The following is a 17,197-nucleotide window of genomic DNA, read 5'->3' as shown; positions in this document are numbered from 1 at the left end:
GGCCCGGTCAGAATGACAAAAAACACGCTCTTTGCGATAAAAACAGGTATAAAAATAACCACTTCATCACATGCCGTTCAAATACCTTGCACTACTTTTTTCCGTCAGCACCACCATCTGTCACGCCCAACCCCGAACCGATGCATTTTTAAAACAGCTTTTCGCCAGTAATAAAAATCCTGTTTTTCAGAACGTATTGAAAAACGCAGATGCCCACCGACTGCAAATTATCTACACACGTATCGACCGGGATAAGAACAACAAGCCAACGTTCACGAACTATTATTTTCGGGTCGACAGCACCGAGTATTTCAATCCTGCTTCAACCGTCAAACTGCCGTTAGCACTACTGTCGCTCGACAAATTAAACCGTCTGAAAAATCCGAAGCTGACAAAATTTACAACCCTTCAAATTGATAGTGCCTACAGCGCTCAGACGAAAGAGTGGAAAGATCCTACTGCCCAAAGCGGTTATCCATCGTTGGCGCATTTCATTCGAAAAGCGTTTTTAGTGAGTGAAAATGACCCGTACAGCCGGATGTACGAGTTTGTCGGGCAGGGTGAAATTAATCGGTCATTGCACGCAATGGGCTACCTGGATACACGTATCACGCATCGATTCGTGCGCATGACCGCCGATGAAAATCGACACACGAATCCAGTCCGATTTTTAGATGATAACGGACAACTAATTTACGCGCAACCTGCCGCCTATAATCAGGACCCCTTCGATTTTAGTCGCGTGGCCAAACTAGGCAAAGGCTATTACGCGAAAGATAGTCTGGTGAATAAGCCGTTTGATTTCACGGAACGTAACAAACTTCCTCTTGAAGCCCTGCACCAGTTGCTACGTTCGACGATGTTTCCGATGTCGGTACTTGAGAAGCAGCGTTTTAATTTGACGCGGGATGATTATCGGTTTCTGTACCAATACTTATCGCAATATCCTGGTGAGACGAATTATCCGAAATACGATACGAAACAGTATTACGACAGCTACGTCAAGTTTTTCTTCATGGACAGCCTGCACCACCAGATGCCAGCGGGTGTTCGGGTATTCAACAAAGTGGGCTGGGCGTATGGCTTCCTGACAGACGCTTCTTACGTAGTGGATTTCACGAATAAGGTAGAATACATGCTATCTGCTACGTTGTACGTCAACAACGACGGTATTCTGAACGACGATAAATACGAATACGATAGGGTGGGCCACCCGTTTCTATACCAGCTCGGCCAGACAATTTACCAGTACGACTTGAAACGTCCACGAAAGCAAATCCCTGATCTGAGCGCTTTTAAAATTAACTACGAAAAACGGCGTGATGACAATCGCCCTGTTGTGAAGGATGTTGATAATTGAAGACTTACGCCAGCCCGGCTACTTCAACGCCTTCTGAATAGTATCCAGTGATACCCCCAACGTTTTCTGAGCAATAGCATCCAGTTGCGATTTTTCACCTGTGAAGTGGAAAACGGCGTGTTTGTGGGTCAGTTTTTCGGCCGGTTTCAGAAATGCTGCGGGCGATACGCTTTCGATTTCATAAAACGGCCCCATCTGACTACCATCGGCCAGCGGACCATCGTTGTAAGCGTTAACGACGTCACCTTTTAGCGGATCGGGTACGAGTTTCCATTCCTGATTGAGATACGTAGCGTTTTTGTCGACGTCGAACAGGGTTAGCGTCAGTACGTTGTTGTCGGCGTCGTAACTGCCGGCTATGGGTTTGGCCCGTTTTGGCGGGATACCGAGTTTCCCACGACTTTTGCCATCGGCTTTGAAGTAAAGAACTCCGTTTTTGTACGTAACGCGATCAGGTGGAATTTGGCCGAAATAGTCCGTAGTCGCTACGTTGCCCGTTGCCTGTTCTTCATAAGGAATCACGATGGTAACGCCGGGCGATGGAACGAACATATCGAGCATCCACAGGCAGGGAGCGCCCGTTTTCGGCGTCCACGCTGTGGAGCCTGAATTAGTAATGCTGTTGTCGGTCTGATAACCAACCAGTTTCACGTTGTTCGCTAAGGACGTATTGAGCCGACTGGCGGCTTCTTCCCGACTTAGCAACGTAACACTCCGGTCGATTTTAAGCTGCAACGTAGTACCGGCGTAATTCGTCAATATCATATCCTTGTCCATCACCACCGACTGCGCCGTTTTCGACGTAACATGCCACGGCTCAGTATCGAAGGCGGGTGGTGTATGCCACTGCTCAAACTCCATTTTCGCTCCCGGCTTGAAAAACAGGGAATATTGTGCGCCCTCCGGCCCCAGCCACAACCGATTTTCACCTCCGTACGCGTTCATGTGCGCGTCGGGTTGGCCGTCAAATGCCTTATAATGAACCCATCCGAAACTCCTTCCTGACATCCCGTCGGCGGTAGACGTAAAGACTTTGCCCTGATATTTAGCCGAAACAATGACCTGAGACGTACTATCGTCGCTGGAAAGTACTGCTACGTCGTGATCGCGTTTCTGAAGGAAGTCAAGATCGTAGCCGAACGTACCTTTTTCGGGGGTTTCCATGCTGGTGTTCTCGGTTTTAGAACTGGTTGTGCAAGCGCCTATCAGACAAAAAGAGAGGAGCCATAAAGTTGTTCTCATGGACGTTACGTTGGTTTACCGGAATTGCGTTACGTGCGGCAAAGAAACCAATTAATACGCCGAAGGTCAAGCGATGGTATAAACTGGGGTTTCGGCAAAGCGCGACGCCACAATCAATTGCGTGTCAGCCAGATGAGGTTTAAATAAATCCCGTGTCAGATCCGGACAGTTGTTATCCTTCGACATGTGCGACAGGAAAACGTGGCTCATGAACGACGGCTTATGCGTTTGAAATAACGCGAGCGCCTGCTGGTTTGACAGGTGCCCTTTGCCACCCCGAATCCGTTGTTTCAGGAAGTACGGGTAACGACCGCGCTCCAGCATATCTTCGTCGTAATTGGCTTCCAGAAAAGCTGCGTGGCACTGGCTAAAATGTCGTATTACGTGTTCACAGACTTCGCCGATGTCGGTGAATACGCCAATATTTACTCCGCCACCACTGACCACAAAACTATGTGGATCGGCTGCATCGTGGTATTTCGGGAAAGCCGTAATGCGCAGATCGCCCACCTCAATCGGCTCATAGGCACGTAGCGCCCGAAACAGAAATCCTCGTTCTTCCAGGCGTGACTTACGCAGTGTTTGGGGCGTAATAAATACCGGGAGTTTGTATTTCCTGGCAAGTTGCGTGATGCCGCTGATGTGGTCGCTGTGTTCGTGCGAAACAAAAATGGCTTTGACATTCTGGAGCGACAAACCCAGTCGGCGCATCCGGTTTTCGGTTTCCCGGCAAGAGATACCAGCGTCAATTAAAACGGCTTCCTGCTCGTTACCAACGTAGTAACAGTTGCCATTGCTGCCGGAATTTAAAGAGGTAATAAATAAAGACATGATGCTAACAAATTAACGAATTTTCACCCGTAATCTGTCCATATCCAGTTCGCAAATTTGCCTGTTTTCGCCGAAAACTGCTACGTTAAAACGGTATGACTCGTCCGGTGCGGCTACTTTCCAGGGCGAGATCAATGACGCGGGCCAGTTGCTGAATGTCGGCAGGTGTTACGTTGGGAGTGGCTCCGTTTACAATTACGTCGTACAGATTATCGTAGAACGGCATGTAGTTACCCGGCAGGCTTTCGATACGTTCTGGGCCGCCGTTTCGGTAAAGCGTTCCCCAACGGTCTTCGGGTTCGGTGCCCCAATCAGGCAGATTCGGTAATAGGTTCTGCCGTAGTCGCTCTTCCTGAGGATCTAACCCGCCTTTGATGAACGAACCTTCGGTGCCGTGCAAACTATACCGAAGCTGATTCTGATACATCATCAGATTCGATTCGAGCCGAACAATTTTGTCGCTGTAACCTAGTTTGATGTCGAAATAATCATGTACCTGACTACCCGGTCGCATGATACGTACACTCGCCTGAACGGAGTCAGGTCTGCCAAAAAGGTGCAGGGCCTGGTCGAGCAGGTGAGGGCCTAGGTTGTACAGATTCCCTCGCCCAACTGCCGGTTGTTCTTTCCAGCTATGAGCTTGCAGATTTACGGGCGAAAAGCGGTCATACCGGCATTCATAGTCGATTAGCGTTCCGAGCGCACCTTCATCCAGCAAGCGTTTTATGGTCAGGAAATCGGAATCCCAACGGCGATTCTGGTAGGCCGTCGCTAGAAGGTTATTCTGTTGTGCTACGTCAAGAAGTTGGATGGCTTCCTGTTCCGAAAGCGCAAACGGTTTTTCGATCACTACGTTTTTACCGTGTTCCAGCGCTTGCCGGGCATACGCTACGTGGGTTTCGTTGGGCGAACACACAAACACAAGGTCGATTTCCGGGTCGGCAAACAATTCTTCGGGCGTCGCCACCCACCCAATCGACGTATCAAAATCCCGAACGGCTTCGGGGCGACTGCTGGCAATTTTCGCCAATTGAAAACGTGGATTCACCGACAAAAACGGCGTATGAAAATACCGACCCGACAACCCAAATCCAATTATGCCAACCTGAACAACTTTAGCCATAGGAACGTACTGTTTTGTCATTATAAATGGTTCGGCCCCATGAATCTACCGATACGTACGGAACCTGTTTAAACTTTTCTTTATGCGCCATTTTTGTCATGCTGACGAAGCCGGGCCGCCGGAGCGGAAGCATCTTAAGGCTTCTTCGACCTCAGGTTAGGATACTTTAAGGTGCTTCCGCTCCGGCGGCCCGGCTTCGTCAGCATGACAAACTGCTAAATTTCATAGTAGTCGATTGCAGTTCAGGGCTTTTCTAGTAGTCGTCTTACCCTATTCGGTTTAGCCTTATGAACCCTCGTTCCTCCAATCGAAGAGCTTTTCTAAAAACAGCACTAGCTAGTGTGCCGCTCGTGACTTCAGCAGAAACAACGTTGGCCAGAGAAGTTGGGACTAAGCAAACGAGTCATGTTCGATTGAGCTGTAACCTCTATTCATTCAACGAGCCGCTCATGAGTCGTCAGATGAGCCTTGAGGACGTACTGACTTTTTGCGCTGAACTTGGTTTCGACGCTGTTGATCCAACCGGATATTATTTCCCAAATTATCCAACTCCGCCTGACAACGACTACCTCTATCGAATAAAACGAAAAGCGTTTCGGCTGGGACTCGACATTAGTGGTACGGGAGTACGTAACGATTTTACTTTACCCGACGCTGGCAGACGAAAAATGGAGATTGAATTGGTCAGGAAATGGACCGACGTAGCGGCTCGACTGGGCGCACCAGTTATCCGGGTTTTTGCCGGGACGGGTAAGGAATTGCCAGCGGGTTATAACCGCGTCGAGGTGACAAACTGGGTTGTCGATGCGCTACGTGAATGTGCCGATTATGCCGCGAAACAAGGCGTGCTAATTGTGTTGCAGAATCACGCCGATTTTATTCAGACGGCTGACCACGTACTGGAAATTATACAACGTGTCAAATCTGACTGGTTGGCCGTCAATCTGGACATAGGCAGCTTTAAAATTGGTGACCCCTACGCGCAGATCGCCCGTGTGGCACCTCATGCCGCTACGTGGCAGATTAAAGAAAAAATGTTTATGGATGGTCAGGAAGTAACTACGGATTTGACCAAAGTGATACGTATTGTACGCGAATCGCACTATCGGGGCTACTTACCCATCGAAACGCTGGGTAAAGGCGATCCGAAAGAGAAAGTGACGGTTTTTTATGACAAAGTGAAAAAAGCGATGGAAGCGGCCGATTAATTAATTAATCACATTAAATCAGGCTATTGATTAGTAGTGTCTTACTGAGTGATTTTTTGTCATCCTGACGCAGGAAGGATCTTAAGGCCTCTTAGCATTCCAGTAAGGGAGCCTTAAGATCCTTCCTGCGTCAGGATGACAAAAAATCGCTACAAATTATTAACGTTAGCTTTAACGTTTGAGTAATTTCACCGTCTGTTGGCGAGCACCCGTACGCACCTGTACAAACCGTAACCCCGGCGTTGAGCCTACCGGAATCGAAATCCGCTCTACTGACGAGGCAGACGTAACAGCATGCTGGTACAGCCGACGACCCTGCGAGTCTGTCAACTCAAGCTGTAGTGATTGCCCTTCAGCACCCCGCACGTCAAGCTCGGCCGTTTCGCCAACCACCGGATTGCCTAGCACGACTACGTTTAATGGAGAGCTTGGTTCATCCACTCCCTCACGGGCCGATGCACCGGGTTCTGTGCCCCACACCCGAACCCCTCCTACGTACACCACCACCCGATTATTGACCGCCATCGGGTTGGTGCCGTTCAGATACGAGTAGTCGTTGCTCTGGTTGAACTGACTCCAGTCCTGTTTGGCAATCCGGTACTCAATATTGCCCGTACTGGTCAGTGGATACAACTTGGGCAGATTTATTACGCTCAATTCCAGATACGTATCGGCATTGGCTAATGGCGGACTGATCCGAACGATCTGCCCTTTCACATTGGCACTTCCTAACTGAGCGTTGTCCAGGTAGAAATTCAGTGGTTGCATGCCCTCAGAGGTGAAGTAGTAGCGCACCTTAATGTCGGCGTAATTGACCCCTACGTTGCCTTCGTTACGTAGTTGCAGGTACGTATTGATCGTGTTGGTCGAAGGGCCGTTTTTGTTCTCCGTATAGATTTTCAAACTCTGTATCGGGTTTACTACGTTCGGTTCTGTACCCCAGACTAGCGTCCCGTTGCGATAAGCGGTGATGCGGGAATTCGCTACGTAGTTCGCATTGTTGGCATACGAATAATCATCGCTTTCGTTGAAATTGGTCCAGTCCTGCTTCCCGATTCCATTCTGAATAGGCCCTGAATTCTGACCAGCCGCCAGATTACCCGCTGTAGGCAGAAAGCTATACTCGATATAGCCCAGCGCTCCCTGGCGAGGCTGCGACAGTTCGACGTATTTCATCTTCACCTTATCGGTGCCCAACTGCGCCCAATACACGGACAGGTTCGTCATGGGGGAAAACTGCTCTACCGTCAGCCAGTAGCGAATGGTGATTTCGCTATACGGAACGGGTGAAGATCCATCATTCTGTACTTGCAGGTAGGGCTTGATGGTGTTGTTCTGCGTCTGGTTATTGTCGACGTCCTGATGGAAGACTTTCAGATTGGCAATGGGCGCCGGCTGAATGAGGAGCGTTACCGAAGCGGGAGCGCTGGTGCAGGAATTCAGACTACAGGTCGCCGACAGGGTGTAGCTACCGGGCTGCGTAACGGTGTAGATGCTGCCATTGGCCGTACCCGCGCCACCCTGCGCCTGCCAGCTAATGGTGCCTGAGCAGCCACTGGCTGTGACCGAGATGGGCTGGTTGGTGGTGGACGTAGCACTGGCCTGCAACGTGGGGGCCGCCAGCGTGGTGTTCCCACCGACAGTTCGGCTCGCTACGGCCGTACAACCATTACTGCCAGTAAGAGTTACCGAATACGTAGCAGCCGCCGTCACCGAAATCACCGACGTCGTAGCACCCGTGCTCCAGCGATACGTACCGGTTCCAACCGCACTCAGACTGACCATCGGGCTAGCACAACTCAACGTAGCGCTAGCCGGGTTGATGCTGACCGAGGGCGCGTTTTTATCCTGACTAACCGTAACGGTAGCCATCGCCTGACAGCCATTTGTGCCTTTCAGCGCCACGGTATAATCGCCGGTCAAACTCACCGAAATCACGCGGCTGGTCGAGCCGGTACTCCAGAGCACAGTCCCTGTTCCCACCGCCGACAAACTTACCGATGGGCTGGCACAGGTTAACGTAGCGGAGTTGGGCGTAATACTGACCGCCGGTGGATTTTTATCCTGACTAACCACTACTGACGCCGTGCGGGAACAGCCATTAGCACCGGTAAGTGTGACCGAATACGTATCAGCCGCCGTCACCGAGATAGTCGACGTAGTGGCTCCCGTACTCCAGCGATACGTACCGCTGCCCACCGCACTCAGGCTTACGGTGGGCGTTGTGCAAGTCAACGTAGCGCTGGTTGGATTAATGTTCACCGCAGGCACCGTATTGTTCTGGAAAACCTGAGCTGATGCCGTGGCGGTGCAGCCGTTCGCCCCCGTCAACGTAACGGAATACGTAGTTGCTGACGTAACGCTGATGACTTGTGTAGTGGCGCCGGTACTCCATTGATACGTGCCCGTACCGATTGCTGTTAAACTCGCGGTTGGACTGGCGCAGGTCAACGTAGCACTGGATGGGCTGATGCTCACTGTAGGTGGGGCGTTGTCCTGGAAGACTTGAGCGGAAGCGGTAGCGGTACAGCCATTCCCGTCTGTCAACGTAACGGAGTACGTGCCTGTTGAGGTAGCGCTGATGCTTTGGGTAGTAGTTCCGTCCGTCCACTGATACGTTCCACTACCTCCTGCCATCAGGCTCGCCGTTGGACTGGCGCAGGTTAACGTAACGCTGCCAGGACTGATGCTCACCGTGGGCGCTGCGTTGACCGTCAGGCTGACCAGACTGGTGCTCACCGGCGAACCACCCGCTGCGGCAACCGTAACGGTGAGCGTTTGGGGGCCGCTAAGACCTGCGTCGACACTGGCCGAGACCGCGCTGGTAGACGTAGCCGAAAGAGTGATACCCGCCGGGGCAGCCCATGTATAAGAGTAGGGTGCGGTGCCGCCGAATGCAGTGACTATCAGCGCGGTGGAGGTGCCCGCACAAACTGGATTAGGCGTAGCCGAAGTGATTAGGCTCAGCGACGTAACGGTGCAGTTCAACAGGACCGATATATCGTTGCTGTTATTATTCGCGGTAATCAGGTCGACTTTACCATCAGTATTGACGTCGCCCACCGTCACAAACCAGGAGCCAGTTCCCGTAGCATAGTTAGTTGGGGGACCAAAGTTGCCCAGCCCATCGCCCAGTAGTGCCGATGCACTGCTACTGTTCCTATTCGCAGTAACCAGGTCAAGTTTGCCATCGGCATTGATGTCGCTCACCGCTACCGTATAGGGATTAGTCCCCGTAGCAAAGTCGGTTTTGGGGCTAAAGCTCCCGTCGCCATTGCCCAGCAGTATAGACACCGTGTTTGCGTTTCTATTCGCGGTAACCAGGTCAGCTTTTCCGTCACCATTGACATCGCTCACCGCTACCGAAAAGGTGCCGGTTCCAGCAGCAAAGTTGGTTTGGGTGCCAAAGCTCCCTGCCCCGTCGCCAAGTAGGACCGATACGTTATTAGGGAAAAGATTAGCGATGACTAAGTCGACTTTACCATCGGCGTTGACGTCGCTCATCGCTACCGATTGGGGGTTGGTTCCCGTGGCAAAGTTGGTTGGAGGACTAAAGCTCCCTGCACCGTCTCCAAGCAGCACCGATACGTTGTTGGAGCCAGCATTGGCCACAACCAGGTCGACTTTTCCATCGGTATTAACGTCGCCCACTACCACCCAGGTTGGGCTGATTCCCGTGGCAAAGTTGGTTGAGGAAGCAAAGTTGCCTGCTCCATCGCCAAGCAGCACGGATATAGTATTGCTGTTAAGATTTGCTATAACCAGGTCAAGTTTTCCATCGGCGTTGACGTCACCCACCGCCACCGATTGGGGACCAGTTTGCGTGGCGAAGTTGGTTGGGGTGCCAAAGCCTCCCAGACCATCGCCCAGTAGTACCGATACGTTATTGCTGTTAAAATTCGACACAGCCAGATCTACTTTTCCATCGCTATTAAAGTCACCCACTGCCACCGATCTGGGACTAAAGCCTGTAGCATAGTTGGTAGTTGTTTGAAAACATTGCGCCACGGCCCGGCCACTCAGCCCGGTCAGTAAAACAAGTAGCAACCCCCATCGGGCAAGAGTTGGTAAGCTTCGAGGGTCGGTGAATTGATAAGATTCGTGGAAGGATTCTGAAGTAAATTTGTCTCTGGTTTTTGGATAAAAGGAGGAGAGCTGGAGCATAAAAAAAATATTTGGTTAAGCTCCTAAGGTATCTATAAGTCAGGCCTTTGCATGTTAAATTGATATGAACTCGGAGTTAACTAACATGAATGGCTGTTTACGTAGCACAAGTGATTTTATGGGAACTTCTAAGTCACTCAACGACTACATCCGCAACCTCCTCATTCGCTTTCTAAAGCGCTTCGTTGCACTATTGTAAATAGACAGGCTTTACATGGGAACGACAATTTATTGACCGATTCGCTAACCGTCGATTATCAACGGCATCCCACACACGACGGGGCTGCCTCAACAAAGGTGTTCAGCCTTGATACACAGTGATAGCCTGCGTTGATCTTCGGCCCAGTTAGTATCTGGCAACGATGGCGTATGGATGAATCCAGCAATCCCCAGCAGCAGTATTCCTAAGCCGAACAAATATTTCATCGGAGATGGTGTTGCGTTCTGTTTCTCAAAGCAGCCCAATTTTACGAAATACTTTTTCCAGTGCTACGTATCAAATGGTAAATGAAGTCCCCGAAATTACTTTTATAACTTTCAGGTCCTAAGCCAATTGTTTATGCAAACCAATACCGATGTTCTTATTGTTGGGGCTGGTCTGGCCGGTTTGGTAGCTGCTGCTGAACTGGCCGATGCGGGCAAACGTGTCATCGTGGTTGATCAGGAACCAGAGCAAAATCTGGGTGGGCAGGCATTCTGGTCGTTCGGAGGGTTGTTTCTTGTTAATACACCGGAGCAGCGTCGGCTGAAAATCCGTGACTCCTACGACCTCGCTCTGGCCGATTGGATGGGAACAGCCGCCTTCGACCGTCCTGAAGATTACTGGCCTCGAAAATGGGCGGAAGCCTACGTATCATTTGCGGCTGGCGAGAAACGTAGCTGGCTCCATCAGCAGGGCGTTCGTTTCTTTCCAATTGTAGGTTGGGCCGAGCGGGGTGGCTACGGAGCTATTGGACATGGTAATTCGGTTCCGCGCTTTCATGTTACGTGGGGCACCGGGCCGGGCGTGCTGGCTCCGTTTGAGTTTCGTGTTCGGGAAGCCGTTAAGAAAGGATTGATTACGTTGAAATTTCGCCACCGTGTCAATGAATTGATAACAACGAACGGCGTTGTTGAAGGAATTCAGGGCGATATTCTGGAGCCGAGCAACGTAATGCGCGGAGAACGTAGCTCCCGAATTGCTGTCGGAACGTTTATGCTACGTGCTCAGGCCGTTATCGTTACGTCGGGAGGGATTGGTGCCAATCATGAACTGGTACGTCAGAACTGGCCAAGCCGACTGGGAGAGCCGCCCAAACACATGCTGTCGGGTGTTCCCGAACATGTGGATGGGCGCATGCTGGGAATATCCGAAAACGCCGGAGCTAATCTGATCAACCGCGACCGGATGTGGCATTATACCGAAGGTATTCAGAACTGGGCACCCATTTGGCAGCATCACGGCATTCGTATTCTGCCCGGTCCTTCGTCGATGTGGTTCGATGCGCGAGGTAACCGACTACCAGTACCCTTATTTCCGGGTTTCGATACGTTGGGAACGCTTGAACATCTTCGAAAAACGGGTTACGATTATTCCTGGTTTGTTCTGAATCAGAGTATTATTCGTAAAGAATTTGCTCTTTCAGGTTCTGAGCAAAATCCAGATTTGACGGGCAAAAGCTGGCGTCAGGTGATGGGCCGGGCAGTCGGAAAAAATGCACCAGCCCCTGTCGAAGCGTTCAAGCAAAATGGTGCCGATTTTATCATAAAAAATAACCTGGCTAACCTCGTTGCGGGTATGAACGAGCTGGTCGGCGAACCGCTCATCGACCTCGCTACGTTAGAACGTGAAATCGTAGCCCGCGACCGCCAATTACTCAATCCATTCTGCAAAGACGCTCAAATTACGGCCATACGCGGGGCACGCAACTACCTCGGCGACCGACTTATCCGAACGGCCAAACCGCATCCCATTCTCGATCCTAAAGCAGGGCCACTGATTGCTGTCCGGCTGCATATTCTAACCCGCAAAACGCTGGGCGGTCTGCAAACTGACCTTTCGGCTCGCGTTTTGGGAGCTAATGGTGAACCCATTTCCGGCCTATATGCTGCGGGAGAAGTAGCTGGTTTTGGTGGGGGCGGAATGCACGGATATCGAGCACTGGAAGGAACATTTTTAGGAGGCTGCATCTTCTCCGGTCGCGTAGCAGGTCGAGCTGCGGCAGAAGCGGTTTAAAGTTTTCATCCGAACGCGTTTTTGTCATGCTGACGGAGGAAGCATCTTAAGCTTTCCTTATTAGCTCGTTTGGAAAGCTTAAGATGCTTCCTCCGTCAGCATGACAAAAACGCTCACTCATAAGCTATTTCCCGAGGTATAAATGACCTTTATTCCTCCCAACTCCCTATAATACGGCTGCCGTTTTCGGAGGCTTCGGCGCGGATGTACGTATCAACTTCCTGCTGCAACTCCTCCACGTGCGAAATGATACCCACGACTCGGTTTTCGGAACGTAGCGCTTTCAGAGTTTTGAAAACCGTTTGCAGAGAATCTTTATCGAGCGTGCCAAAGCCTTCGTCCAGGAAAAACAGGTTTTGTTTAGCTTTGGTCAGATGCTGAATGTTATCAGATAGAGCTAAAGCCAGCGATAGAGCCGCCTGGAAAGTCTGTCCACCCGACAGTGTTTTTACACTCCGAACCTCGCCACCGTTGAGGTAATCACGTACCAGAAAGTTGTTCTTATCGTCTAATTCAAGTTTTAACTGGTTGTTCGTTAATTTGAAAAAGCGTTCATTCGCCGATTCACAAAGATTTTTCAGATAAACCGCCGATACGTAGTTAACAAAACCCTGCGCCCGAAACAGTTCGTCCATTTTCTTTAAATCCTGCCGACGCAAATCCAGCTCATCGTGTCGTTTCTGATGAGCCTGTTTATCAACATACTGCTGCTCAAGCGTAGCCACGATATTTCCCGCCTTGCCAAGGTCTTTGTTCAGTGCATCTTTTTGGTCGCGGAGTGCTTGTAGTTGCTCCTGTATGGCAGTTAGGGCATCGGCATCAAACACCTGATTGGCTAGTTCGACCTCTAAATCAGCTACCAGTTTTTGAAAACTACGTAGTTTGTCCTCATACTCAGTGATACGTTGCTTTTCCTGTTCAACGTTCAGATTGCTACGTAACAACTGCTCAACCTGCTCACGCGTCAACTCATTATCGTTTAGATGATGCGCAATCGTTTTTTCGATGATGTTTATATCATCTGTGAGGCTAGATGACTGTTTTTCCAGTTGTTGAATCTGCTCTTGTAAAATTGCCTGTTCTTTTTCGGCGTCGCTACGTCCTTTCTCGGCCTCGTCGAAATCGGTTTTGGTCTGGTGAAATAACTGGTCTAACTGTTCGCGGACATCGTCAATCTGACTCAGATTCCAGGATGCTACGTCGGTCAGTTTATAATGTTGTAGCGATGCTACGTGTAATTCGAGTTGCGCCTTCGAACCAGCAATGTCTGTGTTGGCTTTTGTTAACGTATCACTTAACTGTTCCAGTGACGTTTCGGCGTCATCGATTTGCCGATTGCACTCCTGAACCGCGTTACGTGCATCCTGAAGCTGCTTCTGCGATTGACTTTCCTGCTGAATAGCGTCCGTTACGTTCTGTTCCTGATCTACTGAAAATTCTGGCCAAACAAAGAGATCTTCGTGTGTGGTGAGTTGCTGTACTACGTTGCTACGTTCGTTGGTCAACTGTTTACCGTTATCCAATACAGTACGTAGTTCGGCTTCTAAACCTTTGATAGTCAAACGTAACGTAGTGGTTTCGTCGATACGTTGCCGGACGTTCTTCAGCAATTCTTCACTCTTTGCTACGTCAATTTCGTTTGAATTGTTGCTGTGCTTGGCCGGGTGATGTGCTGACCCACAAAGCGGGCAGGGCGTTCCATCGACCAGGTTCTGAGCGTATCGTTGCAGTTCGTGCTTCAACAACGTTTCCTGATGAGTCGACTGCCGTTGTTCCTGAATTGTTTTTAATCGATCAAGTTCCTGTTCGATGTACGGAGGCAACGTCTTCAGCGTCAGCGACGCCCATTCAGGCGGAAATCCTATCAGGGAATCATCTTTACGTTGTTTCAACAGAGCCACTTTCGTATCGTGCTGATCGAGTTGTTCCTTCAAACCATCCGCCTGTTTTTTCAGTGGTTTATACGTACCAAACCAGGTCTGCACTTTATACAATTGTTCCAGTTTCGATTCCTCCTTAGCCAACGTATCAACCACTGACTGGTGATTTTTACGGTCAGCTTTGAGCTGGTCGATCTGGTATTTTTGTTGCAGACTTCTTTGCTCCAGAAGTAGTTGATTTCGGGTTAGTTGTTCCAGCGACCCCTGTACCGTCCTGATGTTTTGAACCGTGTCCAGTTCATCAATCTGCTTCAGAATCAATCCCCGATTTTCATACGCATCTTTGGCCGTATTATACGCTTTCAGCAGCACAGGAAGTTTCTGAGTGATAGTATCAAGCCGATTTTGGGTCTGCTTTGTTGACGCAGCTAATTCACTACGTCGATTTTGCAATTTGTCGAGCGTGGCAAAATCCTGCTGAAAAACCAGTCGGCATTGTTCATATTGATCGATGTCGCGCTGGATTTTGCGAAACGTTGGTTCCTGTTCCAGCCACTGGGTCAATTCTTCACGCGCCCATAGAAGCGAATTATGCTGTTTTTGAAGATGAAGTAATTGCTGCTCAGCAGGTTCGAGTTCAGCGATTTGCCCAGAAGTACTACGTATCTGCTCATGAATCACTTCCAGATTGGCCTTTGCTGCGTCGATGGCTTCCGGCGTTACGTTGGCAAGGGGAGATAGTAAACCACGTAACTCGGCCAGTTGGTCGTCGTTGACTTTGCTCAGTTTGGCCGCGCGGGCTGCTAAATCGTACTGGTCCAGCTTAAAAAGCTGGTTCATCATTCTGGTACGTTCAACGGGACTAAGCTCCAGAAATTCCCGAAATTGATTCTGCGGAATGATAATCGTCCGTTTGAAATTCTCGTAATCCAGCCCCAGAATCTGCTTCGAAAGTATGCCGACATCTTCTTTTTCAGTACCGATGGGATGCCAGTCGTTTTCCTGCCGGATAAACATTCGTCGTTCGCCGGTAGCTATTTCATGGTGTTTCTTGGGATGCCGTTTGGCTTCGTAGATAAACTTATACTGGTCTTGATCGGGACCTGCCTGAAATTCGAAATCGATACGTAAGTGCTTCGATTTCAGGTTCATCATGTTGTATTGACGGTTGTCGCGGCTGTTAAGTCGCTCCGTTTCACCGTACAGAGCAAAGCTAATCGCTTCGAGTAGTGAGGTTTTTCCGCTCCCCACTTTCCCGAAAATGCCAAACACACTTGCACCGATAAGGCGCTGAAAATCAATTTCCTGTAATTCCTGGTACGAATAAAGCCCTTGAATCGACAGTTTAATGGGTATCATTCAGGATCTGTTGCTAAAATCTCTTTAAATAATTGCTGGAGCCGTTCGTTGGGTTGCTGCCCTTTGTTCCGATTTTTGAAGTAGTTCGTAAACAGCGTTTCCATACTTTGGGTGAGGTCGATAGTGGGCGCTGTTTCTTCGACTTCATCTTCCAAATCCCGTACGTCAGGAATGATGGTCACCAACGATTCATGCGCCTGCTGAAGCTGCCGCCGTTCTTCGCTGGTTAAATACGTAGTGGTTTGCATTGTAATTTCGGCGTAGCAGTTCGGATTCTGTTCTAACCAATCTACAGCTTCTTCGACGCGCTTGAACCGAGGACGTAACAACCGTTTCCCTGTTTTTAAAGGAATTGGCGTAACCGTTACGTCCTTTTGGGGCTGAGCATCGATCAGCATTACGTATTTCTGCTGATCGGCCTCCGCAAAGCTATACGCCAGCGGGCTGCTACTATATAGTACAGGACAAGGGCCGCCCGCCATTTCCTGATATCGATGCAGATGCCCCAACGCTACGTACTGAACCTGGGGCGGAATCATATCGGTATAAACGACCGAGGCTCCACCAACCTGCAAAATGCTACGTTCATCGTCCGACTCTTCGGGCTGCTCTCCACCACGTTTCATCACGAACAAATGAGCCATCAGCAGATTAATACCTTCTTTGTCCATATACGTATCGGCCAGCGTTTCCCAATGCCCACGTAAACTTTGCCGAAGTTCATCATCGAGACTCGTTGTGCCGAAATACGAACGCATACGGGTTTCGTTAGCGTAAGGGGTCAGAATGATACGTACCGGTGCAGTGTGTCTGGGTAGTTGTAATTCAATGAAGCCTGGCGCCGAACGTAGTAATTTCGCTTCACAGCTAAGCGCGTGAGATTTGACCTCTGTTTTTGGAAAGCCAGCAAAAATAATTCCGCACTCCCGGCCGAAATGGTCCTGCGCTTCGATGCGATCAGGATTGTCATGATTTCCTGCAATCGCCACAACGGTTCGGCGCCCACCGGCTGTGAGATCTTTAAGCGTACTATATAATAAGTCTTCAGCCAGCGGATCAGGATTGAACGTATCGAATAAATCACCAGCCACCAGCACCAGATCAACATCTTCCTGATTGGCTAATTGAACTATTTCGGCTAATACGTCGCGCTGTTCCTGAAGCCGCCCAAAATCCTGAAGCCGTTTTCCGAGGTGCCAATCAGCGGTATGTAAAATTTTCATCGTCGAATATGTTGCCTCAGAATTGAGACAAAAGAAAGATGCAATATAACTCATTGCCTCTGCATCGCACGAACAATTTGGACTATTATCAGTTGCCCGAAAAAAGTTTAAAAAATTTTCAGTTTGTAAGTGATTGATAGTTGGGGGCTTACCAAATAATATTTGGCAGGTCGCCAACTATTTTCCAGCCACCCCTTGACAAACCTTTTTTAACCCCCTACCTTTGCAGTCCCAATTCACTAAACCAATTCACAAACAAGCACTAACACGCTCAGTGTGAAGAGGTTAGCTGGTTGAAACGGGCAGGTGAACCGAAAAATTATTTTTCACATTTACTTGACAAAGCGGAAATAAAGACGTAGTTTTGCATCCGCTTTGAGAGAAAGACAAACCAAGACCACTTGAGTTGCTCTCTTTTCTCACCTTGCTTGGGCCAACGGGCCTGGCAACTTGTTCTTTGACAAACGGGATATCACTGGAAAGCACACAACCGAGACTGAGTTCGCTCAACCGGTTAAAAACACCGTGTTTAATTTAGGTTAGACACACAATTATTTACGATGGAGAGTTTGATCCTGGCTCAGGATGAACG

The 17,197-nt window shown here is 49.6% G+C and carries 9 protein-coding genes; 3 read left to right on the top strand and 6 right to left on the bottom strand.

Annotation, left to right across the window (positions count from 1 at the left end; translation table 11 throughout):
• The first annotated feature begins 70 nt into the window (after positions 1 to 70).
• Complete coding sequence (locus IC229_RS23230; protein WP_190889424.1) at positions 71 to 1,360, top strand: serine hydrolase; 1,290 nt, start codon at positions 71 to 73, stop codon at positions 1,358 to 1,360.
• A gap of 18 nt (positions 1,361 to 1,378) precedes the next feature.
• Here the strand turns inward: IC229_RS23230 and IC229_RS23225 are convergent, their stop codons facing one another.
• The 3 genes from IC229_RS23225 to IC229_RS23215 all read right to left on the bottom strand — a co-directional run bounded on the left by IC229_RS23225 (position 1,379) and on the right by IC229_RS23215 (position 4,556).
• Positions 1,379 to 2,602 carry a DUF6786 family protein gene (locus tag IC229_RS23225; protein WP_190889423.1) on the bottom strand — a complete coding sequence of 408 codons (1,224 nt, stop codon included), beginning with the start codon at positions 2,600 to 2,602 and terminating at the stop codon, positions 1,379 to 1,381.
• Between the two features lie 66 nt (positions 2,603 to 2,668).
• Entirely contained in the window at positions 2,669 to 3,433 is a 765-nt protein-coding gene (locus IC229_RS23220) for an MBL fold metallo-hydrolase (protein ID WP_190889422.1), read from the bottom strand.
• Between the two features lie 85 nt (positions 3,434 to 3,518).
• Positions 3,519 to 4,556 (bottom strand): Gfo/Idh/MocA family oxidoreductase, encoded by a 1,038-nt coding sequence (locus tag IC229_RS23215; protein WP_190889421.1) that lies wholly within the window; start codon positions 4,554 to 4,556, stop codon positions 3,519 to 3,521.
• A gap of 287 nt (positions 4,557 to 4,843) precedes the next feature.
• Between IC229_RS23215 and IC229_RS23210 the strand changes: the two genes are divergently transcribed.
• Positions 4,844 to 5,764: a sugar phosphate isomerase/epimerase family protein gene (locus IC229_RS23210; protein ID WP_190889420.1), complete on the top strand. Its 921-nt coding sequence runs from the start codon at positions 4,844 to 4,846 to the stop codon at positions 5,762 to 5,764.
• 171 nt (positions 5,765 to 5,935) lie between these two features.
• Here the strand turns inward: IC229_RS23210 and IC229_RS23205 are convergent, their stop codons facing one another.
• Positions 5,936 to 9,928 (bottom strand): FG-GAP-like repeat-containing protein, encoded by a 3,993-nt coding sequence (locus tag IC229_RS23205; RefSeq protein ID WP_190889419.1) that lies wholly within the window; start codon positions 9,926 to 9,928, stop codon positions 5,936 to 5,938.
• Positions 9,929 to 10,487: 559 nt separating this feature from the next.
• Here IC229_RS23205 and IC229_RS23200 point away from each other — a divergent pair.
• Positions 10,488 to 12,143 (top strand): FAD-binding dehydrogenase, encoded by a 1,656-nt coding sequence (locus tag IC229_RS23200; RefSeq protein WP_190889418.1) that lies wholly within the window; start codon positions 10,488 to 10,490, stop codon positions 12,141 to 12,143.
• Between the two features lie 149 nt (positions 12,144 to 12,292).
• Here the strand turns inward: IC229_RS23200 and IC229_RS23195 are convergent, their stop codons facing one another.
• On the bottom strand, positions 12,293 to 15,382 hold the full coding sequence (locus IC229_RS23195) for an AAA family ATPase (protein WP_190889417.1): 3,090 nt from the start codon (positions 15,380 to 15,382) through the stop codon (positions 12,293 to 12,295).
• Positions 15,379 to 16,605, bottom strand: a complete 1,227-nt coding sequence (locus tag IC229_RS23190) for a metallophosphoesterase family protein (protein ID WP_190889416.1) — start codon at positions 16,603 to 16,605, stop codon at positions 15,379 to 15,381. Before IC229_RS23190 ends, IC229_RS23195 begins: the two co-directional genes overlap by 4 nt.
• Positions 16,606 to 17,197 lie beyond the last annotated feature (592 nt).

The sequence above is a fragment of the Spirosoma profusum genome (genome assembly GCF_014699005.1).
GTDB classification, from domain to species: domain Bacteria; phylum Bacteroidota; class Bacteroidia; order Cytophagales; family Spirosomataceae; genus Spirosoma; species Spirosoma profusum.
Note: the sequence above shows the minus strand (reverse complement) of the source record. Positions and strands in the feature narration are given on the sequence as shown.